25 protein-coding genes, 1 tRNA gene and 1 riboswitch are annotated in these 25,930 nt (G+C 39.9%); of the genes, 20 read left to right on the top strand and 6 right to left on the bottom strand.

Going from position 1 to position 25,930, the window contains the following annotated elements:
- The first annotated feature begins 20 nt into the window (after positions 1 to 20).
- The 8 genes from trxA (at position 21) to F1E73_RS05935 (ending at position 5,328) form a co-directional block, all read left to right on the top strand.
- A complete protein-coding gene (gene trxA / locus F1E73_RS05900; RefSeq protein WP_150451389.1) occupies positions 21 to 338 on the top strand; it encodes a thioredoxin in 318 nt (105 codons plus the stop codon).
- Positions 339 to 524: 186 nt separating this feature from the next.
- Positions 525 to 1,454, top strand: a complete 930-nt coding sequence (locus F1E73_RS05905) for a DUF58 domain-containing protein (RefSeq protein ID WP_086477716.1) — start codon at positions 525 to 527, stop codon at positions 1,452 to 1,454.
- Positions 1,455 to 1,526: 72 nt separating this feature from the next.
- Positions 1,527 to 1,600 (top strand) — tRNA-Asp (locus tag F1E73_RS05910).
- 262 nt (positions 1,601 to 1,862) lie between these two features.
- Positions 1,863 to 2,195 (top strand): ArsR/SmtB family transcription factor, encoded by a 333-nt coding sequence (locus F1E73_RS05915; protein WP_150451390.1) that lies wholly within the window; start codon positions 1,863 to 1,865, stop codon positions 2,193 to 2,195.
- A 47-nt stretch (positions 2,196 to 2,242) separates the two neighbouring features.
- Positions 2,243 to 2,710, top strand: a complete 468-nt coding sequence (locus F1E73_RS05920; protein WP_150451391.1) for a DUF6428 family protein — start codon at positions 2,243 to 2,245, stop codon at positions 2,708 to 2,710.
- A 17-nt stretch (positions 2,711 to 2,727) separates the two neighbouring features.
- A complete protein-coding gene (locus F1E73_RS05925) occupies positions 2,728 to 3,360 on the top strand; it encodes a low molecular weight phosphatase family protein (protein ID WP_150451392.1) in 633 nt (210 codons plus the stop codon).
- 1 nt (position 3,361) lies between these two features.
- On the top strand, positions 3,362 to 4,408 hold the full coding sequence (gene arsB / locus F1E73_RS05930; RefSeq protein WP_150451393.1) for an ACR3 family arsenite efflux transporter: 1,047 nt from the start codon (positions 3,362 to 3,364) through the stop codon (positions 4,406 to 4,408).
- 374 nt (positions 4,409 to 4,782) lie between these two features.
- A complete protein-coding gene (locus F1E73_RS05935; RefSeq protein WP_150451394.1) occupies positions 4,783 to 5,328 on the top strand; it encodes a peptidoglycan-binding protein LysM in 546 nt (181 codons plus the stop codon).
- 352 nt (positions 5,329 to 5,680) lie between these two features.
- Here F1E73_RS05935 and F1E73_RS05940 read toward each other — a convergent pair whose 3' ends face one another.
- A complete protein-coding gene (locus F1E73_RS05940) occupies positions 5,681 to 7,732 on the bottom strand; it encodes a helix-turn-helix domain-containing protein (RefSeq protein ID WP_150451395.1) in 2,052 nt (683 codons plus the stop codon).
- 694 nt (positions 7,733 to 8,426) lie between these two features.
- Between F1E73_RS05940 and F1E73_RS05945 the strand changes: the two genes are divergently transcribed.
- From F1E73_RS05945 to F1E73_RS05990, 11 genes are all read left to right on the top strand, one after another.
- The gene (locus F1E73_RS05945; protein WP_223883371.1) at positions 8,427 to 9,077 is read left to right on the top strand and encodes an ankyrin repeat domain-containing protein; all 651 of its coding nucleotides are present in this window, start codon (positions 8,427 to 8,429) and stop codon (positions 9,075 to 9,077) included.
- A 22-nt stretch (positions 9,078 to 9,099) separates the two neighbouring features.
- Entirely contained in the window at positions 9,100 to 10,203 is a 1,104-nt protein-coding gene (locus F1E73_RS05950; protein ID WP_150451396.1) for an acyltransferase family protein, read from the top strand.
- A 74-nt stretch (positions 10,204 to 10,277) separates the two neighbouring features.
- A complete protein-coding gene (locus tag F1E73_RS05955) occupies positions 10,278 to 11,048 on the top strand; it encodes a DUF6090 family protein (protein ID WP_086477713.1) in 771 nt (256 codons plus the stop codon).
- An 18-nt stretch (positions 11,049 to 11,066) separates the two neighbouring features.
- The gene (locus tag F1E73_RS05960) at positions 11,067 to 12,500 is read left to right on the top strand and encodes an amidohydrolase family protein (protein WP_150451397.1); all 1,434 of its coding nucleotides are present in this window, start codon (positions 11,067 to 11,069) and stop codon (positions 12,498 to 12,500) included.
- 88 nt (positions 12,501 to 12,588) lie between these two features.
- On the top strand, positions 12,589 to 13,629 hold the full coding sequence (locus tag F1E73_RS05965) for a serine hydrolase domain-containing protein (protein WP_150451398.1): 1,041 nt from the start codon (positions 12,589 to 12,591) through the stop codon (positions 13,627 to 13,629).
- A 26-nt stretch (positions 13,630 to 13,655) separates the two neighbouring features.
- The gene (locus F1E73_RS17835) at positions 13,656 to 13,778 is read left to right on the top strand and encodes an NAD(P)H-binding protein (protein ID WP_223883372.1); all 123 of its coding nucleotides are present in this window, start codon (positions 13,656 to 13,658) and stop codon (positions 13,776 to 13,778) included.
- A gap of 60 nt (positions 13,779 to 13,838) precedes the next feature.
- Positions 13,839 to 14,087 (top strand): hypothetical protein, encoded by a 249-nt coding sequence (locus tag F1E73_RS17840; protein WP_223883373.1) that lies wholly within the window; start codon positions 13,839 to 13,841, stop codon positions 14,085 to 14,087.
- Between the two features lie 655 nt (positions 14,088 to 14,742).
- A riboswitch (TPP riboswitch) is annotated at positions 14,743 to 14,840 on the top strand.
- Between the two features lie 66 nt (positions 14,841 to 14,906).
- Positions 14,907 to 15,629 (top strand): class I SAM-dependent methyltransferase, encoded by a 723-nt coding sequence (locus F1E73_RS05975; protein WP_150451399.1) that lies wholly within the window; start codon positions 14,907 to 14,909, stop codon positions 15,627 to 15,629.
- On the top strand, positions 15,626 to 16,672 hold the full coding sequence (locus F1E73_RS05980; RefSeq protein ID WP_150451400.1) for an AIR synthase family protein: 1,047 nt from the start codon (positions 15,626 to 15,628) through the stop codon (positions 16,670 to 16,672). Before F1E73_RS05975 ends, F1E73_RS05980 begins: the two co-directional genes overlap by 4 nt.
- Before the next feature lie 2 nt (positions 16,673 to 16,674).
- A complete protein-coding gene (locus tag F1E73_RS05985; protein ID WP_223883374.1) occupies positions 16,675 to 17,301 on the top strand; it encodes a thiamine phosphate synthase in 627 nt (208 codons plus the stop codon).
- A 5-nt stretch (positions 17,302 to 17,306) separates the two neighbouring features.
- Positions 17,307 to 17,600, top strand: coding sequence for a Trm112 family protein (locus F1E73_RS05990; RefSeq protein ID WP_150451402.1), 294 nt, complete (start codon positions 17,307 to 17,309; stop codon positions 17,598 to 17,600).
- Between the two features lie 357 nt (positions 17,601 to 17,957).
- On the opposite strand, the gene F1E73_RS05995 is transcribed toward F1E73_RS05990, so the two are convergent.
- Positions 17,958 to 20,135 (bottom strand): amino acid permease, encoded by a 2,178-nt coding sequence (locus F1E73_RS05995; RefSeq protein ID WP_150451403.1) that lies wholly within the window; start codon positions 20,133 to 20,135, stop codon positions 17,958 to 17,960.
- Between the two features lie 303 nt (positions 20,136 to 20,438).
- Between F1E73_RS05995 and F1E73_RS06000 the strand changes: the two genes are divergently transcribed.
- On the top strand, positions 20,439 to 21,995 hold the full coding sequence (locus F1E73_RS06000; RefSeq protein WP_086476567.1) for a serine hydrolase: 1,557 nt from the start codon (positions 20,439 to 20,441) through the stop codon (positions 21,993 to 21,995).
- Between the two features lie 133 nt (positions 21,996 to 22,128).
- On the opposite strand, the gene F1E73_RS06005 is transcribed toward F1E73_RS06000, so the two are convergent.
- From F1E73_RS06005 to ccoG, 4 genes are all read right to left on the bottom strand, one after another.
- Positions 22,129 to 22,956: a metallophosphoesterase gene (locus tag F1E73_RS06005; protein ID WP_086476568.1), complete on the bottom strand. Its 828-nt coding sequence runs from the start codon at positions 22,954 to 22,956 to the stop codon at positions 22,129 to 22,131.
- A gap of 286 nt (positions 22,957 to 23,242) precedes the next feature.
- The gene (locus F1E73_RS06010) at positions 23,243 to 23,947 is read right to left on the bottom strand and encodes a sulfite exporter TauE/SafE family protein (protein ID WP_150451404.1); all 705 of its coding nucleotides are present in this window, start codon (positions 23,945 to 23,947) and stop codon (positions 23,243 to 23,245) included.
- Positions 23,948 to 23,983: 36 nt separating this feature from the next.
- The gene (locus F1E73_RS06015; RefSeq protein WP_150451405.1) at positions 23,984 to 24,430 is read right to left on the bottom strand and encodes a FixH family protein; all 447 of its coding nucleotides are present in this window, start codon (positions 24,428 to 24,430) and stop codon (positions 23,984 to 23,986) included.
- Positions 24,431 to 24,508: 78 nt separating this feature from the next.
- Positions 24,509 to 25,927: a cytochrome c oxidase accessory protein CcoG gene (gene ccoG, locus F1E73_RS06020; RefSeq protein ID WP_150451406.1), complete on the bottom strand. Its 1,419-nt coding sequence runs from the start codon at positions 25,925 to 25,927 to the stop codon at positions 24,509 to 24,511.
- Between the last annotated feature and the right edge of the window lie 3 nt (positions 25,928 to 25,930).

Consider the following 25,930-nt stretch of genomic DNA (forward strand, 5'->3'; position numbering starts at 1 on the left):
AATATTTAAAATAACGAAACATGGCATTAGAAATAACAGATGCATCCTTTGAAGAGGTAGTATTAAAAAGTGACAAACCAGTAGTAGTAGATTTTTGGGCAGCATGGTGCGGACCTTGTAGAATGGTAGGACCTATCATTGAAGAGGTAAGTGCTGAATACGAAGGCAAAGCCGTTGTAGGTAAAGTGGACGTGGATGCCAACCAAGAATTTGCCGCTAAATACGGAGTAAGAAATATTCCTACCGTATTGGTATTTAAAGATGGTGAAATTGTAAACAGACAAGTTGGCGTTTCTCCTAAGAAGGTATATACCGATGCTATTGACGCATTGTTGTAGTCTTGCTGAGGTTGAACCAAAAGCATAAAACTTTGAAAAAAAATCCTGCCCTTTGGCGGGATTTTTTTTGGTATTAATTCTTCCAAGTGGGATGGATTCAAGAATGGACTGGGAGGCTAATTTATACAGTGTCGGTTTTTACGGTACACATTTCCGATAAGCGGGTTTCTTCATTATATTAGCAGTATGAACCCATCGTCCGAGATACAGAAAGCCCAGCTATTTCCAAATTTGGAGTTATTGGCCAACCAGATTATGGAAGGCTTTATCAGTGGAATTCACAAAAGTCCCTTTCACGGGTTCTCGGCCGAATTTGCAGAGCATAAGATTTATAACAAGGGGGAAAGTACCAAGCATATAGATTGGAAGCTCTTTGCTAGGACAGATAAACTGTACACCAAGCGCTATGAGGAAGAGACTAATTTACGTTGCCATATTATTTTGGACAATTCTGCTTCCATGTATTATCCGGAGGTAAAAAAACTGGGACTGGATAATTTAAATAAAATAGGTTTTAGCGTGCTTGCCACGGCCGTCTTAATGCAAATACTAAAAAAACAGCGCGATGCCGTTGGGTTAAGTGTATATTCTGATCGTTATAGCTATTACGCGGCCGAAAAGAGTAGTGAAAGACACCATCGGATGCTGTTGGCCAAATTAAGTGAGATTAGTAAGGAAAACGCACCTGCAAAGAAAACGGAGACCTATGATTATTTGCACCTAATTGCGGAAAAACTAAAGCGACGCAGCCTCGTAATCCTTTTTACGGACATGTTTCAGACCACTGTGGATGATGAAAAGCTTTTTGATGCCTTGCAACATCTAAAGTACAACAAACACCAAGTGGTATTATTCCATGTGATGGATCGGGAAACGGAGCTTTCCTTTAATTTTGACAATACACCCAAGCGATTTTTGGATATGGAAACAGGTGCCCATGTAGATTTGTATGCAGATACTATTAGAGAGGGGTATCAAAAGGAGGTGCAGCATTATTTTAACGCGATAAAGCTGAAATGCGCCCAATACAAAATTAAGTATGTGGAGGTCGATGTACGGGCAGATTTTGCCATGGTGATGAACACTTTTATGGTGGAAAGAAAAAATTTCGCATAAAAATTAAAATTTTTTCGAAAAATGTTTGTGCAATCGAATAAGGGGTGTATATTTGCACTCGCTAAACGCCACGGTTCGGTAGTTCAGTTGGTTAGAATACCTGCCTGTCACGCAGGGGGTCGCGGGTTCGAGTCCCGTCCGGACCGCTAAGTAAACAAAGGCCTTCAAGAAATTGAAGGCCTTTTTTCATTTCCATTTATAAACTATTTATAAACATTTTTTTGGATCATGATCAATGGTTGTGGATCATGACCAATTATTGTGTTTATGCAAAAATTGTGGTTAATCTGTAAAGGAAGAATTCTACATTTTTCGGTCTATGTTCTAGCGGGGAATAAATGAATTTTTATAATTTTATTTGGAGGGTCGATCGCTTAATCGTATTTTTGCGATTAAAAAAACACCCACATGTTAATCAATAAAAAGAATAATTATTCGGACAGCCAAAAGCAAATTGCGTTATTTGCCAAAGCCTTTGGCCATCCTGCAAGAGTAGCTATTCTACAGCACTTATTTAAAATAGATACCTGTGTCTGCGGAGACTTGGTCGACGAAATAGGGCTGGCGCAATCGACCATTTCACAGCATTTAAAGGAATTGAGACACTTGGGATTAATTAAGGGGAATGTAGAGGGTACCAGCGTGTGCTACTGCATCGATAAAGAAAATTGGACGGAAATGAAACGTATTATGTCCGAATTTTTAGACCAAGACCTAGCTATAGCACAAGATTGCTGTTAGGTTTTTTTTCAAGCCTTCAATCGTATAATCGTAATAAACCGATATAGATGATAATTTCAGAAGTAAAAACAGTATTAAGGGAAATGAGCACCATAGGTTTTCAATTGCCCAACGGAACATTGGTACCTGCCAACTTTCATGTTACCGAGGTTGGAAAAATCACAAAACACTTTATAGATTGCGGGGGAACTGTACGCAAGGAGGAAGTGGTAAATTTCCAACTTTGGAACGCAAACGACTACGATCACCGGTTACATCCAGAAAAATTATTGGACATCATAGAGCTTTCCGAACGCGTTTTAGGAATTGATGATCTGGAAATCGAAGTGGAATATCAAGGTGATACTATTGGGAAATTCGGACTTGATTTTGACGGTAATCAATTCTTGTTGACCAATAAACAGACCGATTGTTTAGCAAAAGACAATTGCGGCATTCCCGTAGAGAAACCAAAAATAAAACTATCTGAAATTAAGAATGGTTCTACTTGCACACCAGGAGGTGGCTGCTGCTAATATTATAAATCAAGAAAATGAAAACAACAGAACCAACTCTATTTTTCGAAATAGAACAAGTTATTATGAAACTACATCCTCAGACCATTTCAGAGGAACGCAAAGCGGTTTTACAACCCCTGATCGATTTTATCCGGTCAAAAGTTTCAAACCGACAAGAAATTAGAATGAACTTTATCTGTACGCACAATTCACGAAGAAGTCATTTATCACAGGTTTGGGCACAAACTTTAGCGTATCATTTCAATATCAAAAATGTATTCTGTTATTCAGGTGGTACAGAAAGTACCGCGCTTTTTCCAATGGTTGCGGAAACTTTGCAAAATTCAGGTTTTCAGGTAAAGACAATTTCAAAAAATGAGAATCCAATCTACAGCATTAAGTATGCAGACAATGAACATCCAGTCATAGGGTTTTCAAAGGTATTGGATGACGAATTCAATCCTAGATCTGGATTTGTAGCCATTATGACGTGCGATTCAGCAAATGAAGCATGTCCATTTGTTCCAGGTGCAGAAAAACGCATTCCTATAACTTTTGAAGACCCAAAAGCATTTGACAACACACCGCAACAAGCAGAAAAATATAAGGAGCGAAGCCTCCAAATTGCAACCGAATTATTCTATGTTTTCTCCCAATTAAACTCATAAAATGGCGACAAAAAAATTAAGTTTTCTCAATAGTTATTTAACACTCTGGATATTTATTGCCATGCTCTTGGGCGTAGGTATTGGCTATTTCTCCCCATCTTTTCCCAGTGTTATCGACTCGTTCAGTAGTGGAACTACCAACATTCCCATAGCGATAGGATTGATATTAATGATGTATCCACCCTTGGCCAAAGTGGATTATTCCCTGTTACCTAAGGTTTTTAGGAACACAAGGATCCTTTCCATCTCACTTATCCTAAATTGGATTATTGGTCCCGTTTTAATGTTTGCGTTGGCAATTACATTTTTACGTGATTATCCAGAATATATGGTCGGGGTTATTTTAATCGGTTTGGCCCGATGTATCGCAATGGTCCTGGTCTGGAACGACCTAGCGGAAGGGAATAGCGAATATGGTGCAGGTCTGGTAGCCTTAAACAGTGTTTTTCAAGTTTTCGCCTATAGTTTCTATGCTTGGATCTTTATTACCGTGCTACCGCCTTATTTTGGATTTGAGGGGGCTATTGTGGACATCTCTATTGGAACGGTCGCAGAAAGCGTAGCGATCTATCTAGGGTTGCCCTTTTTAATGGGGATCTTAAGCAGGTTAATCTTGGTAAGGTTAAAAGGAGAGGAATGGTACACCCAAAAATTTATTCCCGCTATTTCGCCAATGACCTTAATTGCGCTTTTATTTACGATCGTGATTATGTTCTCCCTAAAAGGAGAGTTAATTGTTGAGATTCCAATGGATGTATTCATCGTTGCCGTTCCCCTTATTATCTATTTTAGTCTAATGTTCATCATAAGTTTTTTCGCAACCAAAGCCTTGGGGGCTTCTTATGAAGAAAATGCAGCGGTTTCATTTACAGCGGCAGGTAACAATTTTGAATTGGCTATAGCGGTAGCGATCGCTGTTTTTGGGCTAAATTCCGGTCAGGCCTTTGCCGGGGTAATTGGCCCCTTGGTTGAAGTGCCGGTCCTCATCTTTTTAGTACGGGTTTCTTTTTGGCTAAAGAGAAAATACTACAGGAAAGCCCTCGCATAGGACTATGAGCAACAGCCGTGAGGATAGGACAAAGATCCGCCTAACGGAAGTACCGGCCCGTATCGGCAAAGAAATTAAACTTACTGCCTCGCAACCTAATTTCTACCTGTGAATTTTAGGTTGCGAGGCAGCTTTATTCCTAAAAAAGCCATTGTATGGTGAGCTGCCTTGGCTCCCCAATAGGAACCTAGTATGGTTTAAGTAACTAATAATTTGGGCAAACTATTGGGTGTCCCTTCATTGCCTTTGTCATTTATTTATGACACGCCTTTCCATTATCTACTACAGAGATTACTCTAGGTCCCCGCTATCTTTGCAGTGTCCTGCTAAAGTAATGGACAACAAAGTAAATAGTAATCCCTAAATCAAACAAAATGAAAAATTCAATTATAATCGCAGCCTTCGCTCTTGGAGCCTTTGTATTCGGAACTAACCAGGCTCAGGCGCAAGAAGAGGCAACTACTACAGTAAACATCACTTTGGCCGACGTAATTTCCATTGATGCTGGAAGTGTTGCAAGTGGAGGTGAAATTAATTTTAATTATGTTACTGCGAAGGACTATAACGAAGGCCTAGATGCCATAACCCAAGAAAACGCTTTGATTGTTACTTCTACCAAGAATTTTGATGTAAAGGTAAAGGCAGGAGGAGATGACTTTCTATACGGTACTATTGCGACGATTCCAGTAGATGTCTTAACAATTAGTGTTTCAGCTGGAGGAACTATGGGTGGTACCGCAGCCCCTGTAACCTTGTCATCAAGTGATCAAACGATCGTTACAAATGCCCCTTTAGGAAGTTCGTTGACACTTGATTTGAATTATGAGATTCCAGCGGCTAAATCTTCTTCCTCAGCTATCTTAGGAAAGCCAGCGGGTGCGTACAAACAAACCGTTACTTATACAGCAACTGCTCTATAAGACTTACAGTATTAAAGGTGAATTTAGGGATTCCCTTGGACGCAGTCATTGCAACCTTGGGAATCCCTTTTTTTCTGGTTTCTCTTGTGGCAAACATAATATTTCTATCATAAAGCTGTAATAGTCAGTAGAGTGTAATCTCGGATCAAGTCAAAAAGTTGTGGGATGCTGGAATTAGGCAAAAATATTTGAGAGTCCGACAGGAAAAATCCTATCTTTTTCATCCCTCTGAGCTGTGCTAATTCCATGTTTCAGAATCTTATCTGTTCTTTTTGTCAGAGATGTAATTTGCCTCAAAAGCTTCCAGTTTGCGATTTTGCGGGTGCGTTGGTATTCCTATAAATAAAGTCCATTAAATAAGCCCTTTTTTCTCTAAAGAAGTTCTCAGCTTAGCTTGATTTTCCCAGAAGTTGTCTTTTATTTTCTGCATAATGGGCCCAAAATCAGGATGTATTTTAAGTGATTTAATCAGTGGTTCATCTTCAATCAACAAAAACCAGTACAGGTAGTTTTCTTCTTCGGAAAAAATTCTGAGTTGGTCTATAGCTTCATCAATCTTCCCCTCATAGGCGTATTTCCAAACCAGATTAATGCTTTTGTATTTAGATTTGTCTTCTTCGCAATACCTTGAATAATCCCTGAAAAGTTGCTCAGCTTCTTTAAATAATCCCATGCTTTTATAGACTAACGCAATTTTAGCGTTTTCCTGCACATAAATGTCGAGACCATTAGCCTCCCTGACATTGACAAATTTTTTAAAATAGAAATAGGCGCTGCTATAATCTTCTTCGATATAGTACAGCTTCCCAATGTCCTGTAAAATGTCCAGCCTAGTAGTATCCTTATTCCATTCTCTTATAAGCAAATTCCTGGTTCTCTCAATAGTACCATCCTTAGCGAACAGAATAAATGCCTTTAAATGTGGTGCAAAATAATTTTCGGCATGGTAATCCAACGACCTATTGATGTATTCTAAAGCTTCCTCTTTAAATCCTGATGACACCAGGGCATTACTTAGCTGTAGATACGTATAGCTCTGAGTGACGGAATCACGGTCAATAGCAAGACGAACCCCTTTTAAGGCGTACTCTAGGTATTTGTTGGTGTTAGGAGACAAACGATAATAGAAATCCGCAAGTATTTGTACCGCCAGAGAAGAATTAGGATTATACTCCAACGCCTTTTCAAGATGTGGTAAAGCTAATTGGTACTCCTTGGTTTGAATGTAGTAAAAAGCCTTGGCGACCAAGCTTTCAGCTAATTTTGAATCATAAAGTAAGGCCTTATCCGCAAAGCTATTTATCTTATCAGTGTGCTGTTTCTCACTTTGAGACATTTCTAGAAGATAGTATGAAATAGCGATGTTGGCATATGCTAGGGCGAATTCTGAATCTTGTGCAATGGCCTTTTCAAATAAGGGAATGGCCTTTTCCAACCCCTCCTTAGTACGCGAATAGTAAGGATCCAATGCTTGTAGGTAGTAATCATAAGCCACAAGATTTTCAGTTGGTTTTTTCTCCATTTGCTCTAATTCGGCCGGTGTAACCACTGCCGCAATGGCATCCGCAATTTTCCTGGCAACATCATTCTGTAACTCAAAAATGTCTTTAACTTCCTGATTGTACTGTCCTGCCCAGATTGGGGTGTCCGTGGAAGCTTTGATCAACTGGATATTCAGCAAAACTTGATTTCCAACGCGTTGTCCACTACCTTCTACCAAATAGTTTACCTGCAGTTCTTCGGCAATTTCGGGGATGCCCATATCCGTATTTCTGTATTTCTCTACCGAGGTTCTGCTGATGACCCGCAGGTCTTCTATTTTTTGTAGGTTATTCAAAGCAGATTCCATAAGTCCGTTGACAAAATAAAGGTTCGTGGAATCGCTACTTTCATTTTTAAAGGGCAGAACGGCTATGGATTTTTCAATTTCTATCTTCTCTAGCGCATCCTTTCTATTAAAGAGCAAGAAGGAAACAACGAGCAGGACTACGGTCATTGCAGCAATAAAGATCCATTTGAATCGCTTCAATAAATTGATCCGGACCTTTTCTGTTTCTATCGCTACAGTGCCTTTTCCAATCTCCCCAGGCGAATATCCATAAAATTCCCGAAAACATTTTATGAAGTAGGAGGTGCTTCCAAAGCCTACTTGATGCGAAATTTGGGAAACGGTTAAGGAATCTTCCTTTAGCAGCTCCATTGCTTCTTTAAGACGGACTTGACGAATGAACTGGCTTGCGGAAAGTTGGGTTTGTTTCTTGATTTTTCGCAACAGGTTGGACCTGCTCATATTCATAGCATCTGCCAATTCGGACACCCCAAAATGCTCATTGGCCAAATGTTGTAGAATCAGGGCTTCCGCTTGTTTAATAAAGGTGGATGTATTGGCCGATTCGTTTGACATGTTGGTTTTATTTGCAGTTCTAAATTTAGGGAAAATCCAAACAAATAAGCGGTTTTTCAGTACAGCATATGTATTTTAAAGTCATCAATTGCGTCATAATTTATATCACTGCGCCATAGTTTTTACACTCCATTGAAACTTTACATAGTTCTCCGCATAGCTTATACCTGTTGCTTCAAGATCTTTAGAACCTTTGTATCAACAAAAATTATAACGAACAATTTAAAATTAAAATCATGAAAGCATCATTCACAAGAACAACGACAGAAGTCAAAACAGGACAGTATTTTTCATTATTCCGTTCTACCAAAAGAGCGCATTGGGCACAATACAGGAATTTTAACCGATAATCACGGTTCATAATAACAATTAGTCAAATAAGATCACAGTCATGAAAACTATTATCAACCTGTCTGCTGGAAAGGCAGGTCAATCGCCAACGGAATCTAGAAGGTTCAATTTCTTTTACCACTTAAAGAGCAGCAAGAGAATCCGTTGCGCAGCATGGAGACATTACCTTCCTTAAGAATCCTACCTCAAAGGGTTGGATAAAGGATAGGCCCTCATCAAAGTCTATCCTTCTATTTGTGAAGCAATTTGATTAGTTCTACCAATAGCTCATAGGAGTTGTTTCAATTTCTATGGCGCTTTTATAACAATAAAATTATAACAAACAATTTAAAAATTTAACAGCATGAAATCCAAGATTTACGAATACCTATTAGAATTAAATAAAATAGCCATGAGAAAAACAGTTAGAATTGCTTCAATAAGAACCTTGAAATACATGTCAATAGTTCTTCTTGTGCTTACCTCAGCATGCGGTCAATCCAACAACAAAACAAAAGCGGAGACTACCATTAATGGTGAAACTAAATCTGTGGTCGCTAAACCGAAAATCGATCTTCACACTGCAGTACTTTCTGATAATTTGGAGGCGGTTAAACAACATATCAAAGCAGGAACGGATTTAAATATAAAAGATGCTATGAGTGGTTCTACACCCCTAATTACTGCCTCGAGCTTTGGTAAAATTAAGATTGCCCAAGAACTTATCGATGCCGGGGCCGATTTAACTGTTAAAAATAAGGATGGTGCCACGGCTCTGCATACTGCCGCGTTCTTTTGTAGGATAGAGGTTGTTCAAATGCTAATGGATGCCAAGGCAGACAAGACTGCAAAAAACAACTTTGGAATGACCCCAAGAGAATCGATAATGGGTCCCTATGCCGAGGTAAAACCCATCTATGAAATGCTACGGCAACAACTGGCCCCGCTTGGCATGCAAATAGATTTGACCGAAATTGAAAAAACCCGTCCGGTCATTGCCATGATGTTGCAGTAATAAACCCTAAACCAATACAAGAATGAAAACAGAAAGAAGACACGATATAGATTGGCTCAGGGTCATTGCTATTGGTCTACTACTCATCTATCACATAGCCATCATTTTTCAACCTTGGGCCATGCTTATAGGATTTGTTAGAAGTGATGAATTCTTAGAGGGGTTATGGAAACCGATGACCATGCTCAATGTGTGGAGAATCCCCCTATTGTTCTTCGTCTCGGGAATGGGACTTTATTTTGCCATGCGAAAGAGAACCTGGAAGCAATTGCTTATGGAACGGACCAAGCGAATTCTTTTACCCTTCGCTTTCGGCTTTGTGGCCATAACCACTTTACATATGTTTATCTTTCAGAAGTATTACGATATACCCTTGGGCTACTTTCCGCATGCAGGCCATTTATGGTTCTTAGGGAATATTTTCGCCTATGTACTCTTATTACTACCGTTGTTTTTGTATCTGAAAAGGAAAGAGAACGGAAGGTTTAGAAGATGGCTGTCTACCATAATGAGTACCCCTAGTGGGCCCTTAGGTATTACCCTGTTTTTTGTTGTAGAAGCGCTGGTAGTTAAACCTCCACTCTTCGCCTTGTATGCAGAGACCTGGCATGGATTTTCCCTAGGCCTGCTGGCCTTCTTCTTTGGTTTTATATTTGTGTATTGCGGCCAATCATTCTGGCAAACCGTTTTAAAATGGCGATGGCTATATATTGGGTTAGCTACTGTTCTGTATGGATTCAGATACTTTGTGTTTGCAACAGAAGCTCCCGGATATCTTATGGCCATTGAATCTAATTCTTGGATTTATGGGGTATTTGGGATGGGTTATAGGTATTTGAATAGGCCAAGCAAAATACTGAGCTACTTAAGCAAGGCGGCCTATCCTATATACATTATTCACATGGTGGTATTGTACGCTGGGGCCATGGTTTTTTTACCAATGGATATGCCCGTTCTCCTAAAATTCATTGCAATTACAGTGTTTACGATGCTCTTATGCTATCTTTTTTATGAGTTCATCCTTCGGAGAATTGCTTTCTTAAGGCCATTGTTTGGGCTAAATTGGTCTCAAAAAAAATCTAAAGATCCGAACTTCAAGGCTATACCTGAAAAAAGAATATCGTAACTTTAAGTTCATTATATGCTTCAAAACCAATGCTTTGATTGTGTGAAGGCAACCCTTGAAATCCGCAAACAAAAATGAAAGTCTTTCGAAAAATACGCTACAACTTAATCGGGAATAATAAGACAGGGAAGTATTTAAAATACGCTTTTGGCGAAATTGCACTTGTTGTAATTGGGATTCTGATTGCATTACAGATCAACAATTGGAATCAGGCCAAAAAGGATAACAAGGCGCTAAAAGAGTATTTAGTTAAAATTAAGTCCCACACCATAGAAGACCTTTATAAACTAGACTCCATAACAAGAGGTAGAACACAAATAGCCGAGCTTTGTAAAAAGGCCCGTGCAAGTATCTTGGATAAGACAGAAGACCAGAATCTTATCCTTCTTATGTCTAGTGGGTTCGCCTTTGCAGATTTATATTTCAAACCGAATGCAGGAGGGTATGAAGCGTTAATAAATTCAAACTATTTTGGCAAGATCAACAATACGCCCCTGGATTCCCTTTTAATCAGATACCATAGTTTAATAGACGAAATTGCAGCAAGCGAAAAAAGTTATAATGATTATGCAAAAAGTCAGCAGGCGTATCTTTCCACCCAGTTCGATAGGTCTTTGATGCTCGCTTTCGCTTTTGTACCCCCAGATTCCCTAAATAATAGGGCAACAACGCAAGCTGAATACTTGGAGGATTTCGCGGCCTACACGGCCTCAGCCCCCTATAGGAACGTCATTAGCCTAGCAGCTTGGCAGTTTGATACTATGATTATTTTGTATAATAAATTAAGGGAGTTAGGGGAAAGCATCATCGAAGAAATAGATCTCTTCACAGAGAGAAATCTTTAAAATTTACATCTTATACAAATGAAAATATTTAAGCGTTTATTGAAAATTTTCATAGCACTCATTGGTGCAATGGCAATAACTGCACTGATGATACTTTGGATTGATTCACGAAAAACCAGCTATCTTAAAATCGATAAGGACGAACCAACATTCAATGACACTTATCTAATTACCAACGTCAATGTCCTACCTATGAATATAGATACGGTTTTGATCAACAAAATGGTATACATAAAAGATGGCATCATTAATAAAATTGCGGATACAATTCAGGTCGATGACATTCAAATTCTGGATGCAAAAAACCGCTATCTAACGCCAGGTCTTATCGATATGCATGTTCATGTTTGGGATAAGTACGAATTGGGGATATACTTGTCCAATGGGGTTACCGCTGTAAGAAACTTATGGGGTATGCCCATGCATCTAAGGTTAAAGAAAGAGATCGAGTCCAATGAAATAGTATCACCATCTTTTTTCACTACAGGTCCTAAACTAACTGGACCGGAATTTATTGGAGATGATAACCTTAACCTGTATTTACCCGATGAAGCCCAAGAAAAAATTAAAGCTTATAAGGAAAGTGGTTACGACTTTATCAAAACCTATAACGGTCTTCCAAAACATTTATTTGATGCCGTTTTAATTCAGGCTAGGATTTCAGATATGGACATTGTTGCACATCCTTCTCAAAAGGTTCCGTTTTCTTACCATTTAAATCCGCAGATCAAATCTATAGAACATGCTGAGGACATCGTACAGCAACCTTTAAATTTTGATTTGGATACGCTAAAATTAAGACCAATCATTGACACTATTGCGGATTACAAAGACGCTATATATTGCCCAACCATTACCGTATTTAATAACATTTATCAGATGATGATGAACGATTCCATTCTGGAAACTAAAAACTTAACATATATGAATCCCTTGATTAGAATGGTAGATAGCAAGAACCAATTTGAGCGCTGGTTTATTGCCAAACAGGAGAATGCCAAAACCATTGATCGAATCAAAAGTCAGCATGATTTTCATTTGACCATTGTAAAAAAGCTACACGAGGCAGGCGTAAAAATTATTTGCGGCACCGACGCAGGTATTGGGGTTACCCTTCCGGGATTCTCAATTCATAAGGAACTGAAATTTTACAAAGAAGCAGGTCTTTCCAATTACGAAGTATTGAAAACAGCCACGGTTAATGCTTCTACAACCCACGACATCTTGAATTCATTAGGAACCATTGAAGAAGGTAAAATCGCTAATTTATTACTATTGGAGAATAACCCACTACTGACATTGTCAACTCTTGAAAATCCAACCAGCGTTTTTATTAAGGGACGAAAGTTGGAAAGGGAGACTTTGGTTTCTTTTAATGAAAAGGCAAGGAACAGAAAGAATCTTATGGCTTCTGCATTAAGGTATTTGGAAAACTTGGCATCTGTAAAATAAAACACCTCTAACAATGTGGTAGTTGAACGTTTCCACAAAAAAAATAAATGACGGGCAATTAAGGCAAAAGCAATCAACACTAACAAAAATGAGAAATAAACCAACCAAACAACTATTTAGGATTGTATTATTATTAGGCACGGCAATTTCCTTATTCTTTGTGCCATGGATTTTGGTAAAGGCATGGATCTTGCCCCTTCCGGATACGGTTCAAGAACAAGTAGATGAAGCGATTGGTCATGGCTTTGATGGGATGATCGTTTATGTGGATGAAGGGGGTAAACCACCAGCGTTCTATGTAGGCGGTTGGAAAGACCGTGATAACAAAATACCGGCAGACCCCAATGCATTGTTCAAAATAGCAAGCATTAGCAAACTCTATACTGCCGTTGCCATTTCCAAACTGGTCATGAGCAAACGCTTGTCTTTAGATGGGACACTCGCGGATTATTTTCCTGAATTGGTTGGTAGGATTGAAAATGCCAATAAGATCACCCTCCGATCCATGGTTCAACACCGAAGTGGTATTCCCAATTTTACCGATAATCCCGCCTATTGGGAGAACGAACAGGAAAATGGAAAAAGGGCACTGGAATTTGCTTTAGATCTGCCCGCAAGTTTTGAGCCTGATCAAGGCTATGAGTACTCAAACACCAACTATTTATTGCTCCGCCAGATAATCGATAAAATTTTAGGGTATGGTCATGAACAGTATATCAAGGAAGAAATTCTGATACCCCTTGGGCTAAATAACACCTACTTTTCCCTTGAGGAAGTAAATATAGACGATGTGATGAGCGGTTATTACGTGGGCATTGACAAAGATTTTAAGACAAACGAAAACGGAATGTTGGCCACAGCCGAAGACGTGGGCATATTTCTCAGGGCATTGAACGATGGTTCTGTATTTGAAGAAGGCGAACAGGAAATCTATTCCACTATTTATGAGTACGAGCATGGAGGCCTGGTCCCTGGGTATCAAAGTCTCGCAGAATATTATGAAGACATGGATACCGTGGTCGTTCAATTCATAAACACCACGGATTTTGCGGGATATGAATGGAATTTATCGGAAATCGTAATCAATCGTATTGTAAAAATTTTGCGTAAGCAAAATAATGCTTCATAACATAGGATTATTTTTAAATCTATTCCATGAGAATTTTAGTAGTAGGTGCAAGTGGTGCCACAGGAAGACAGTTGGTAGCACAATTGCTCGCAAAAGGAAATAATGTGAAGGTGGTGGTCAGGTCTCCTGAAAAACTGCCCGAATCTTGAAAGGGCAATCAGCGCTTACATATCATTTTAGCAAGCCTATTAGAGTTAAGCGATACTGAAATGACCGAACTTGTTGATGAATGCCATTCAATTGTAAGCTGCCTCGGACATAACATGACCTGGAAGGGTATCTATGGCCAGCCTAGAAAACTGGTGGCGGATGCCACCCATAGATTGTGCGATGCCATCACAGCGAACAGGCCAGAGCAAAAAATAAAGTATGTTCTAATGAATACTACCGGAAATCGGAATCGCGATTTGAACAAACCTCTTGACTTCCGCTCTGGGACACCCAAAATTAAAGATTGAATAAAGATTGTTTTTTGACACTTTCCTGCAATTGAAGTGTAATCTTTTGGAGCCTTTTCATTATCGTTACCATAAGCAAAAAATATCAGTCTAGTTTCGTTTTATTTTAGGTTTCTAAAACCCAGTTCCAATCAGTATCATCTAAAAGATACCAACCATCTTTTGATAAAATACCATCTTCTAATGAAATTGGCGAACCATCCCAAGATTTATCGTCAATATAACCATCTAGAATTCTAGTGGTACCTAATAAATTCCCTTTATTTTCTTTGCCAGGTTCCCAAGTGAAGTCTTCTCCATTAAGTTTATATAAATCTTATAGAATCTACCAATGTAAGACTTTGTTTACTATTTAGGAAGTGTTTTAATAGGAAGTAGTACTTATTATCCGAAAATGAGATGAAGTAGGAGGGTTACCGATAGGTTATGGGAAATTTTAAGCTGGATAATCGTTAAGGAATTGAGTTATATGAGCCCCCGTATGTACTTTGGTGAAAGAGGACAGGTAGCCAAATAATGGCTACCTTCCTACTCAATTTTGGTCTATTTCCAATTTCCCTGACTTTCCCTATATCCTTTTCCATAACGGTATCTATCGGAACTCCTATAATTAGCAGTTCAATTCTTAGTTCAAAATATTTGAGTAACTTGGGCACTTAAATGCGTGGGGTGTTCTGAAGCATTCAGGACTGAGATCATACCCAAGAACCTGATTTGGATAATGCCAACGTAGGGATGCAGACTTAGGATGCTTTATTTCCATTGCTCCATGCTATTGGCTCCATTTGGATGGTTTTAATTTTTTAAAAAATTATTACAATGGAAATAAAGAAAGTAAATCAAGAACTCGTTCCCGAAAAAACTAAAACTTGGCAAGGTAGGACCGAATGGTTTTTTAATCGGAAATACACAGATACTTACGAAGAATACTACGAGGGGCCCTATAAGCGGGCCGAAGTTTGGCAGAAGAATATCCTGGAACAACTTATCTCCAAGGACAAACGTGTAAAGACCCTTCTGGAATTTGGCTGCGGTACCACCCGTTTTACAAGGTGGTGGAAAGATATAGGAATCCATGCTACCGGAGGGGATATTTCGCCATTTATGCTTGCACAGGCCTTACACCGCTTCGAGGGTGACCTGGTAATGGCAGATTCCCATTATTTGCCGTTTAAGGATAACACCTTTGATGCCCTAGCCTTTATTACCACTTTTGAATATTATAAAGATCCTGTAAAAGTTCTGCGTGAAGCAGCCAGGGTGGGTAGGCACGGTATTATTATGGGAATGATGAACCGCAATACCCCCAAATTGATCAGGCGTAGAACACAACAGCTTTTTGGGAAGAACGAATTCTACGTAACCGCCACCTTCTACACCCCTCAACGACTAATAGCTACTATAGCGGAAGCATTGGAAGGTAGGGACTATTCCATTGAATGGACGGCGACCGGACTCCCTAAATGGTTTCCCGTGCAAAAATGGAATGTGCCCATTGGTGATTTCTTTGCACTGTATGTAAAATTTAACGATACCGTATGAGCACGCAATTGGGAAAAATAGTTCACTCGGATTTCAAGAAATTTATTGCCAATAGATGCGGGAAGGAAAGACAGGAGGTGACCGTAGGACCTCAATTTGGGGTAGATGTATCCGTAGTGGGCATGCCAAATGGACTTGCCATGGCGATGGCCAGTGATCCCCTGTCCCTAATTCCATCCCTTGGGTTACAAGAGTCTGCTTGGCTGTCCGTTCAACTGGCAGCGAATGATATAGCCACTACGGGATGCTCGCCTATGTACGGACAATTTGTATTAAACCTGTCCGCCAACTTTTCAAATAAGGATTTCCAGGTCTATTGGGATTATATCCACCAATATTGCTCAGCGCTGGGGATAGCCATTACAGGTGGACATACTGGTTTTATTGAAGGACAAAATTCTACCATTGCCGGGAGTGCCACCTTTATTACCGTGGCTAAGGAAGATCTGTTGCTTACCTCTCAATCTGCCAATGTTGGCGATGCCATTCTAGTAACCAAGAGTTGTGCTATTTCTTCTGCCGCTATTTTGGCAAAAAGCTTTCCGGAAACCGTGAAAAACAGGGTTGGTAAAGAGAATTACCATAAGGCCTGTGAGTCCTTTTATGATATTTCCGTGATGAAAGATGGGTTAATGGCGGCGAAAGGGGATGGGGTTATTTCTGCCATGCACGATGTAACCGAAGGCGGCGTGTTGGGGGCTATCTATGAAATGGCCGTAGCCTCGGGTAACGGAGCACTCATTGACAATGAGAAATTGCCAGTCAGGGAGACCCAGTCCAAAGTATGTGAGGTTTTCAATATTGATCCCCGGTATAGTATCGGGGCAGGCGCCATGATAATAAGCTGTAAGAAAGAAGCGGTGCCAAAGGTGATAGGACAGCTGGAGAGCCATAATATTCCCTGTGCCCAAGTGGGAGAGCTAACCGAAAAAGAAAAGGGAATACGGCTACAGGAAGAAGGAAGGACAACGGAGGTTCTTTATAATCAAAAAGATCCCTACTGGGAGGCTTTTTATAAGGCATTGCAATTGGAATGGAAATAACTATGAATACACGCACTATTAAATCGGGACTCTATTTAGTGATAGATCCTACTATGGAAGAGCAGGCCTTATTAAATAAACTTCAGTTAGGGCTCACCAAGGGATTGGCTGCTGTTCAGATATGGGATAATTTTAAAAATGTTTCCAATGTGGAGGGGCTAATTCAAAAAATAAGTGCCTTATGTACAGTACATAAAACCCCTGTGCTTATCAATAATCGATGGGAATACCTTAAATCGCTGAACTTGGATGGGGTTCATTTTGATCAGAGACCACACAACTTGGATAGCATAGTAAGTGAAATCCCTAGGAGCTTTCTTGTGGGGCTTACCTGCGGAAATAATTTGGACGAGGTCCGATGGGCCGCCAATAACCGGGTAGATTATATTTCCTTTTGCTCCATGTTCCCTTCTTCTAGTGCTGGGGATTGTGAAATAGTATCGCACGAGACCGTAGAAAAAGCAAGAGAAATTTTTAATAAACTGCTCTTCTTGGCTGGAGGTATCGATCTGGAAACTATTGATAAACTGGAAAAATTAAAATACGACGGTATTGCAGTGATTTCGGGGATTATGAATGCAGAAAACCCTGAAAAGGCCATCGCGGGATACCATAAATACTTAAAGTAAATAAAATGAGATTAGAGACTATAGAGAAATTATGCTGCCCTTTTGATAAATCGGATCTAAACCTTAGGGTGGTTACGAAAGATGAAGAAGATAATATTTTGGAAGGAATACTGTCTTGTGCCAGCTGTAATCGGGTGTACCCCATAATTACAGGCATACCGATTATGAGCCCGGATGAGTATAGGGATTTTGAACGCGAACAACCCATGCTGGAAAAATGGGAGAAACTATTGGATGAGAATCAAGGAGAGGCATTGGAATCTGGCCATGGGAATCTAAAAACAATTGAAAAGGCGTAGCTATTATTATTATTATTAAAACCCAGAGATATTTTCCCCTACCAATGAAGTACCATCGTTATGGGTGTAATTGACAAAAACGTGTGCAAGGAGCAAGAAATAAAATACCTTGTTGCTCCTTTATGGCGCTGCTGCAAATAAGGGCTGAGACGAAAATTTAGGCCCTAGGCTAGTTTCTAGGGTGTTTGCAAATTTGTCCTAATAATTGAGTTAAACTAATCAGAGGCTCCAGAAATAAAGGAGCCTTTGTTTTTTAACGCTTGCCAACTATGTTTCATCTAGCTTGTTCTTCCCTAATTATTAATATTGACTTCCCATTTTGACAATAAAAAGCGGAATTAAATAGAAGTGAATTTGCTACACCAAAACATTTTCCAAAGTAGAATCTACGCAGAAAATACCGGATACTCTAGACTCGTACACTATGGTAATCATATCGGCAGTGGACATGCCGACATCAACGCTAAATAGGTTTACATCGGCATTGCGGTATTTTTTAACGTTCTCCAGAAGATCCCCCTCCGCAAAATTAATAGTGGTCTTCTTAGGGAACCTAATCATGGATTTAAGGTCTTCTATATCTGTTTCCGAGAATTTTAAATTTGGATTATTATCCACCACAAAGGCATCAATTTCACCCTTCCAATTCTTGCAAATTAGAAGCGCAAGAAGAGTTGATAAATCATTGTTTCCGATGTTGAAAGTCTCTTTCCAATTAGAGGGAACCTTGGTTAACCAGAGGTTGATGTTTTTCTCAATGGCTAAGCTAGCTGTGGAATACGGAATGTATATAATCATTCCAAAATTATTCTTTTTAACATCCGATATTAGCTTGTCGTAAAAATCTAGGTCAGCATGTCCGGTATCAACACTAACAAAAATAATATTGGGTTTAAAAAAAGCGGCATTCAAAGATTGCATGCTGATATTAATAGTGGTGTTAAGTTCTCTATTTTCAACAAATGCATAAGAAACAGAAATCCCATTTTCTTTGTATTTCTGTGAAGCATTTTTCAAAAACAACTCAATATTTCGCTGTTCTTCTGGATTCTCATTAAACAACGCCAGTATTTTTATGGAACCATTGGGATGAACAATGGAGTGAATTAGCTTGTACGAGCTTCTTATTTCCTTCGGCATGGTCATTGGAATTAAAAGATCGGGACGCCAAGATCTAACTTCCTTTTGAGGGCTCAGGTTACTCGACTTTTTTGTGGCCCACTCTGCAAGCGCTGTAAAAAGACCACTTCTGGAATCACCTGCTTCGGATTTCAATTTTAAATTTACCAGATAGAAATAAAAGATGAAAATTAATATGAGGGATGTTAAGGCGACAATAACATTAATTACAAACATAATCGCGATAGATCCAAAGGCACCTATTGCAGGTACAAATAGCGGTACTTTTAAGGTGGGCCTATAACTGGGTAAATTCAAGGATTGTTCTACAAGTACAACAATATTTACCATGGCATAGGTAATCATAAAAAACATAGTGAGAATAGGAGCAATCGTATTTAAATCGCGCAATGAAATTCCTATAAATACGATAACGGCAGTTATTAGCATAGAATTGATTGGCTCCCCTTTTTTGGACGTTTTTGCCAGTTCCCTGCTTTTAGGTAATATACCCTTTTCTGCCAATGCAAGTAAAATTCGCGGAGCACCTATAAATGACCCTAAAGCTGATGAAAGTGTAGCGCCCAATAAACCTGCTAGTACTATGGGGCTAAAAAGGGCTTTGTCTATAAACAAATTATAGTTGGAGGTTAATTCTTCGGGAGTTGCTAGGAGTGCTGCCACGAATATTAAACTTATATAAACAAATGTGGTTAAGATTACCGCCGAAATAGTGCCCTTAGGAATGCTTTTCCGTGGACTGGTGAGATCCCCAGACATATTAGCGCCAGCCATTACCCCTGTCACAGCAGGGAAAAACACCGCAAAAACAACCCAAAAGGAGGTTCCTTCAAAATTATTCTCTATAGATCCTGGATAGTTGCCAAACAACTCAAAATCGTAGTTTAAATCGCTCACAAAAAGGGCCCCATAGATGGAAATTAAAGACAGGACAATAATCCCAAGGATTACATACTGAATTTTAAAAGCAAAACTGGTACTTATAAATGCTATTGTCATTACCAGTGAAAAAATAACCACATCTAGTACCAATGGATTTAAATTAGGCAAAATGGAAACCAACCCTTCTCTAAACCCAAAAATATACATGGCCACAGCCAAAGCTTGGGCTATGTAAAATGGAATGCCTATAGCGCCCCCAATTTCTAATCCCAATGATTTTGAGATGATGCTAAAAGCACCACCAGCACCAATACGTACATTGGTAGTAATTGAAGATAAACTTAATGCTGTAGTTAATGTTATGGCCACAGAAATTAAAAGAATTGCTAACGCACCAACAATACCAGCATTACCCACCACCCATGGTTGGCGGATGTACATTATTACCCCAAGTATGGTTAAGGTTGTGGGTGTAAAAACTCCGGCTAGCGTTCCAAATGTTTTCTTACTCATGTTTCTAACATTTTTTACAATTATGGAATTTTCGTTGGCTGTTTAAACAAATGCATACCGGTCCTATTTGTTTATTTAAAAAGGGATATATGCTATTCCTGCAATAAATGGGGTTAGATGAGTGCTGTCACAATCAATGTATTGGTTTGTTTCCTGTGTTTATACCATTAATATACGTCTAAAAATAGCGAGTCGCTAATCATCTGGGTAAATATTGTATGGTTTCCTTGCCATGGGCAAGTTTCAGGTATATCAATGGAATAGTCTAAAGTTGTGGGTATATTTGGCCAAAACCCTATATCCATGACAAGAATTATTTTTAATTGGTACTTTTTAGTACTTTTTTTATTTGTTAGTGTTTATCATTATTCCCTTTCCGCACAAGAATCCCTGCCTCCCAATTTTGAGGCGTGGGTAGCCGCTGCACAAAAAGAATGGAACATTCCAGGAATGGCCGTGGGGATTGTAAAGGATGGCGAAGTGGTCTTTGCAAAGGGCTTTGGTGAAAAACAACTAGGCAGCGGGGAAGCGGTAGATGCCAATACTATTTTTAGCATTGCCTCGGTAAGTAAAAATATGACCGCTGCGGCATTGGGAATTTTGGTAGATGAAGGAAAAATTGATTGGGATGATAAAATCACCAAACACATTCCGTGGTTTCAGCTCCAAGACCCATGGGTGACCCAAGAGCTCACCATTCGCGATGCGCTCACCCATAGGGTAGGATTGGGAAGAAAGTTGGGGAATAGGCTTCAATTTATGACGAACAGCCCCCGGGATAGCGTGTTGTATAGAATGCGGTATATGGACATGGAAAAACCGTTCCGATCCCAGTTTGTATACAATAACGTCCTCTATTCCTTGGCTGGACAGATTATTGAATATGTGGATGGGCGAACCTGGGACGAGTTTTTAAAGGACCGCCTTTTTGAACCCCTTGGTATGACTTCCAGTACTACAAGTATTACTCAATTGAGACCCAGCGATAATCAGGCCTACCCGCATCAGGAAATAGAAGGTAAGGTAGTCCCCATTAATAGACGAAATTGGGACAATGCAGGTCCTGCCGGTGGGGTGAATGCTTCCGTAAACGACTTAAATAAGTGGATGTTGATGCAATTGGGAGTGGCCGGGACCTATGAGGGGAAGGAGATAATTAGCCCAAAACAAATGAATGAAATTCACAAACCGCAAATGCTCCGTCCGCAGGCAAATGCCTTGGCGGCACAAGGTTCTTATGGCTTTGGATGGACCATCACAGACTATAAAGGAAAACGGGTTATTACCCATGGTGGAGCAACGGATGGGTTTAACAGTGCCATGTACCTGATGCCCGAGTTGAATCTGGGGATTATAGTTGTAGGAAATACTTTTAACCGCCTAGGGAATGCGGTTGCCTATCAGGTGATGGATGCCTACTTGGGAACCAATGCGTTAGACTGGAACCAGTATTATCTGCAAGGGTATCAGAAAACCTTTGAGCGGGCTTTGGAAGCGCGAAAAGAAATTGACCAAGCCAGAATAAAGAAAACGAAGCCTAGCCTAGGGCTAGATGCGTTTACGGGCGTATACAAATCCAAGGGATACGGAAAGGTGGAGGTTAAAAAAGATGGGAAGGATCTGGTAATACGCTTTTGGGATACAGACGATTTAGAGGCAAGGCTAGAACATTGGCATTATGATACCTTTAGGGCAATTTGGAAGAATCCTGCCCAACGGGAGGAGTTTATGCAATTCCACCTAAACAAATCAGGGAAGGTGGAGGCTTTGGATTTTGAATTTGCCCTTAGGCCTCAATTATTGCAGGTTGGAGCTTATCCTTCCAACTATACCCATACAGAGCGGTTTGTAAAACAATGATAATAGTTAGTGTTTGTACTCAGGGGAGTCGTATTTATACCCGTTAGTGGTTGTTTTTCCAATGGTTATAAGACGCTCCGGTCAACGATTGGAGGTATACGTGTCGCGGGGGATAAACTTTTTATTATCGCTTTTACTGCAGGTTTAAAAAGCGATTTTCCTCGCGACCATAACCAATAACTTTTATGTGCTCGTGGTAGAATTCCAAAACGGCGTACGCATTTGTTTCGGTATCTACCATGCCATGCATGTTTAGATAGTGAATCCCGTTTTTAACTCCATAGTTGCCTTTGTGATTATGTCCGTTTAGGTAGGCTTTTACATTTGGATAGTTTTCTAGTATCGTTATCACTTCTTCGGCATTCCAGAGATTATGGATATCCTCTGGGTATACGGGGAAATGGCAGAATACCATCACATTTTCTTGATCCTTTTCCGCTTGGTCTAGCACGGTCCTTAACCATTGTAACTGGGTGGGGCCAATGGCACCGTTCCAGTAGGGGGCATCAATTTGGTTTCTAATATAGTAATCCGCGGTAATTTGGTAACCTTCACTAATTTCGGGAAACGCATGGAAGCTGAGGTCGTTTCCATCCAATACTATAAACCGCCAGTTGGCAACCTTAAAGTCATAGTAGGGAAAAGGCATTTCCAGCTTTCTGAATACCGCAGCTTTCTCATCATCCTCTACCCAGAAATCATGGTTTCCCAATACCTGGTACGTCGGCATTTTTAAGGAATTGAAGATGGGCTGTACCACATCAAAATTTTTCCAGTCCCGATCTATAAGATCCCCTAGGTGAATGGTGAAAGCTAAATTCATGCTATTGAAATGTTCCACACATTTCTGTAATTTCTCCTTGGATTGAATATATTTTCTGGCTCCTGCATCTTCTAGGTCCGCATATTGGCAATCTGCCATTACCCCAATGGAAAACGGGGTCTTTTTGGTTGCTGACATGTAAGTTTGTTCTAGTTGTTTTTATTGGACATGGACCTCTAGGTAAGCATATAATGGATGCTCCTAAGAAGGTGCTTGCAAATATATAGGAATCAAGTTCCTTTAAAAGTTCTTGAAACCTATTTTCATGATCCCCTTAATAGGAGGGTGGCAGAAATATAATCATTCTTTTTTATAAAGGGATTGGGGAGGTCATTAGTATCCAGGGTGTAGTGGGGGTAAACATTTGAAAGTATCCAATTTCTGTTGCCAATTGCTTACTTCTGGTTCAATGCCAATCCACCTATTAGTTGTGGCACTCTATGGCACTGCTCACAGTTTCCGTAATAGGTGCAGGAGAAAGATAGGGGATTCCCAGTCCCAAGCCTCTTAGGATAAAAAGGAGGCCAATTAATACCACAAAAACTGGGATTAAGCGCTGAACCGTTTGCTTTGCCTTGCCTTTTAGCATGCTTCCAAAATATACTGCAGTGGTCATTAATGGGATGGTTCCCAATCCGAAGAACACCATAAAAAGGGCACCCCACCAAGGGTTGGCAGTGGCAATACTGGCAAATACGGCCATATATACCAAGCCACAGGGAAGAAAACCGTTTAGGAAGCCTATGGTGAGAAAGGTGTCCGGACTTTTCTTTTTCAGTTCCTTGCCCATTTGATTTTTTACCTTGGACAAAAGGCCGTAAATGGGTTTGGAAAAATTGTATTTGCTAAAGGTTTGATAGGGGATTAGGACAATCACAATCATTACGACCCCTATGATTATAGAGAGCCTTTGCTGTAATCCAAATACATAGAGTCCCTTCCCCAAAAATCCAAATACCAATCCTATGATGCCATATGCAGTTAGTCTGCCAAAATGGTAAAGGGCTACCTGTAGTAGTTTTTTACCCGGTCTATGATGATCTACGGGCAACATAAAGGCGATGGGTCCGCACATGCCAATGCAGTGAAAGCTCCCCATTAATCCCAATAAAATGGCAGTGACCAACATGTCTGGTAAATTTTGTTGTGGATTCTGTATTGTTCTTTAATAAGTTATCTGGTCTCTGAACAAATAGGATTCGTCTTTGTTTTGCCAGGAGACTTTTACATTCCATCTGCCTTCTACTAATCGCTTCTCGGGTATAATAAAATAATGGTTCCTCAACCGAATGGGCAAATCAAAGTCCAATTGCTTGTTAGAGGGCCTATAAAAGGAGACGGTTCCTGTAATGCTGTTGGGATCCATTTCCTGTGGAAATTCTAACTTTAATCCTTCCGGACCGTGTACTAGTTTTAGGGCTGCATTTTTGTCTTGCGCGTTACTCTCCGCATCCAATTCCTCCTGAAATCCCATCTCTGCCTGGTAGTAATCCTCACGAACTAGGTCGTGATTGGTCCTGTCATCCATCAGCATACTTACTACAAAGAATAAGATAAAACTAATGAACCCTATAAATGCCAGTACAATGCCTGTTCCCCAATTAATTTTCATGTTGTTTATATTTTTTGCACCCATTTTACTAGGGTCGTTTTTATTTCAATTTTTAAAAGTCAGGGAGCTACCAATGGTTTATTTATAACTACGTGGGGCCATAAACCTTGCAGAGGTCGTTTCAATTTTTTTATCTCCGCTATAGACACCAATTTTCACCGTATTCTTGTCGCCTTCCAAGGCAGCATTGTCAATTTCTATAAACAGTGTCCCTTCCGTCAATTCTTGGGCTGGAACTGTAAATTCTGTATTCCCCACAAGGGATATAGATCCCTTGTGCGATAGTAGCTTAAAGCTAACATCAGGAATGTCTCTTGTGGTTTTATTTACCAGTTTAAAGGTGTATACATTGCTAATAATATTACCTTCCTTGTGTTCGTACAATTGCCCTGGAAGTCGTAAAATATTTGCTTCCAGATCATTTCTTAGAAAGAGCATGCCTATCAAAATCCCTGTTAGAATAACAAGGACGGCACTGTATCCTTTGAGTCGGGGTGTAAATTTAAACTTGGCTTTTTTCTCAATATTATCCTCGCTGGCGTATCGTATAAGGCCTTTAGGGAGGTCTACCTTCTCCATAATAGCATCACAGGCATCTATACAGGCCGTACAATTAATACACTCTAGTTGGGTGCCGTTTCTAATATCGATACCGGTAGGGCATACATTAACGCATTGGAAACAGTCTATGCAGTCCCCGTGCCCCATGGCTTGGCGGTCTTCCCCTTTTCTAAACTTTTTTCTTCCTTTTTCGTCCTCACCACGCTTATGGTCATATGCTACTACTATGGATTTGTTATCCAGCAATACCCCTTGCATACGGCCATAGGGGCATGCAATAATGCAGACTTGTTCTCTAAACCAGGCGAAAACAAAATAAAATACCGCTGTAAAGATCAGTAGGGAGACCATGGTGCTTATATGTTGCATGGGGCCATCCGCTATATATTGGATAAGGCGATCGCTACCTATTAAATAAGCGAGGAAAACGTTGGCAATTATAAAGGAAATCACAAAAAATATCGTCCATTTAAGCCCTCGTTTTCTGATTTTCTCTGCATTCCAGGCTTGCTTGTCTAGCCGAATCTGGGCGCCACGGTCCCCATCTATCCAGTATTCTATCCTTCTAAACACCATTTCCATAAAAATGGTCTGCGGACAAAGCCAACCGCAAAAAATACGGCCAAAGGCAACGGTAAATAGGGCGATGAATACCACCCCTATGATCATGGAGATTACAAAAAGGTAGAAGTCTTGCGGCCAGAAAGGGAAACCAAAAATATTGAACCTGCGTTCCAGAATGTTGAACATCAAAAATTGGTTCCCATTTATTTTTACAAATGGCGCTAATAATAAGAATGCTAGGAGTACATAACTTACATATTTACGGTATTCATAGAATTGGCCCTGGGGTTTTTTGGGAAATACCCAAGCCCGTTTGCCCTCCTTATTAATAGTGCCTATGGAGTCCCTAAAATTATTTTGTTCCTGTGCCATTCT

The sequence above is a fragment of the Arenibacter lacus genome (assembly GCF_008711145.1).
GTDB classification, from domain to species: Bacteria; Bacteroidota; Bacteroidia; order Flavobacteriales; family Flavobacteriaceae; genus Arenibacter; species Arenibacter amylolyticus.

Excerpts from the sequence above, each read along its gene's own strand:
- trxA (WP_150451389.1), top strand. The coding sequence starts at position 21 with ATGGCATTAGAAATAACAGATGCATCCTTTGAAGAGGTAGTATTAAAA.
- F1E73_RS05905 (WP_086477716.1), top strand. The coding sequence starts at position 525 with ATGAACCCATCGTCCGAGATACAGAAAGCCCAGCTATTTCCAAATTTG.
- F1E73_RS05915 (WP_150451390.1), top strand. The coding sequence starts at position 1,863 with ATGTTAATCAATAAAAAGAATAATTATTCGGACAGCCAAAAGCAAATT.
- F1E73_RS05920 (WP_150451391.1), top strand. The coding sequence starts at position 2,243 with ATGATAATTTCAGAAGTAAAAACAGTATTAAGGGAAATGAGCACCATA.
- F1E73_RS05925 (WP_150451392.1), top strand. The coding sequence starts at position 2,728 with ATGAAAACAACAGAACCAACTCTATTTTTCGAAATAGAACAAGTTATT.
- arsB (WP_150451393.1), top strand. The coding sequence starts at position 3,362 with ATGGCGACAAAAAAATTAAGTTTTCTCAATAGTTATTTAACACTCTGG.
- F1E73_RS05935 (WP_150451394.1), top strand. The coding sequence starts at position 4,783 with ATGAAAAATTCAATTATAATCGCAGCCTTCGCTCTTGGAGCCTTTGTA.
- F1E73_RS05940 (WP_150451395.1), bottom strand. The coding sequence starts at position 7,732 with ATGTCAAACGAATCGGCCAATACATCCACCTTTATTAAACAAGCGGAA.
- F1E73_RS05945 (WP_223883371.1), top strand. The coding sequence starts at position 8,427 with ATGAAATCCAAGATTTACGAATACCTATTAGAATTAAATAAAATAGCC.
- F1E73_RS05950 (WP_150451396.1), top strand. The coding sequence starts at position 9,100 with ATGAAAACAGAAAGAAGACACGATATAGATTGGCTCAGGGTCATTGCT.
- F1E73_RS05955 (WP_086477713.1), top strand. The coding sequence starts at position 10,278 with ATGAAAGTCTTTCGAAAAATACGCTACAACTTAATCGGGAATAATAAG.
- F1E73_RS05960 (WP_150451397.1), top strand. The coding sequence starts at position 11,067 with ATGAAAATATTTAAGCGTTTATTGAAAATTTTCATAGCACTCATTGGT.
- F1E73_RS05965 (WP_150451398.1), top strand. The coding sequence starts at position 12,589 with ATGAGAAATAAACCAACCAAACAACTATTTAGGATTGTATTATTATTA.
- F1E73_RS17835 (WP_223883372.1), top strand. The coding sequence starts at position 13,656 with ATGAGAATTTTAGTAGTAGGTGCAAGTGGTGCCACAGGAAGACAGTTG.
- F1E73_RS17840 (WP_223883373.1), top strand. The coding sequence starts at position 13,839 with ATGACCGAACTTGTTGATGAATGCCATTCAATTGTAAGCTGCCTCGGA.
- F1E73_RS05975 (WP_150451399.1), top strand. The coding sequence starts at position 14,907 with ATGGAAATAAAGAAAGTAAATCAAGAACTCGTTCCCGAAAAAACTAAA.
- F1E73_RS05980 (WP_150451400.1), top strand. The coding sequence starts at position 15,626 with ATGAGCACGCAATTGGGAAAAATAGTTCACTCGGATTTCAAGAAATTT.
- F1E73_RS05985 (WP_223883374.1), top strand. The coding sequence starts at position 16,675 with ATGAATACACGCACTATTAAATCGGGACTCTATTTAGTGATAGATCCT.
- F1E73_RS05990 (WP_150451402.1), top strand. The coding sequence starts at position 17,307 with ATGAGATTAGAGACTATAGAGAAATTATGCTGCCCTTTTGATAAATCG.
- F1E73_RS05995 (WP_150451403.1), bottom strand. The coding sequence starts at position 20,135 with ATGAGTAAGAAAACATTTGGAACGCTAGCCGGAGTTTTTACACCCACA.
- F1E73_RS06000 (WP_086476567.1), top strand. The coding sequence starts at position 20,439 with ATGACAAGAATTATTTTTAATTGGTACTTTTTAGTACTTTTTTTATTT.
- F1E73_RS06005 (WP_086476568.1), bottom strand. The coding sequence starts at position 22,956 with ATGTCAGCAACCAAAAAGACCCCGTTTTCCATTGGGGTAATGGCAGAT.
- F1E73_RS06010 (WP_150451404.1), bottom strand. The coding sequence starts at position 23,947 with ATGTTGGTCACTGCCATTTTATTGGGATTAATGGGGAGCTTTCACTGC.
- F1E73_RS06015 (WP_150451405.1), bottom strand. The coding sequence starts at position 24,430 with ATGAAAATTAATTGGGGAACAGGCATTGTACTGGCATTTATAGGGTTC.
- ccoG (WP_150451406.1), bottom strand. The coding sequence starts at position 25,927 with ATGGCACAGGAACAAAATAATTTTAGGGACTCCATAGGCACTATTAAT.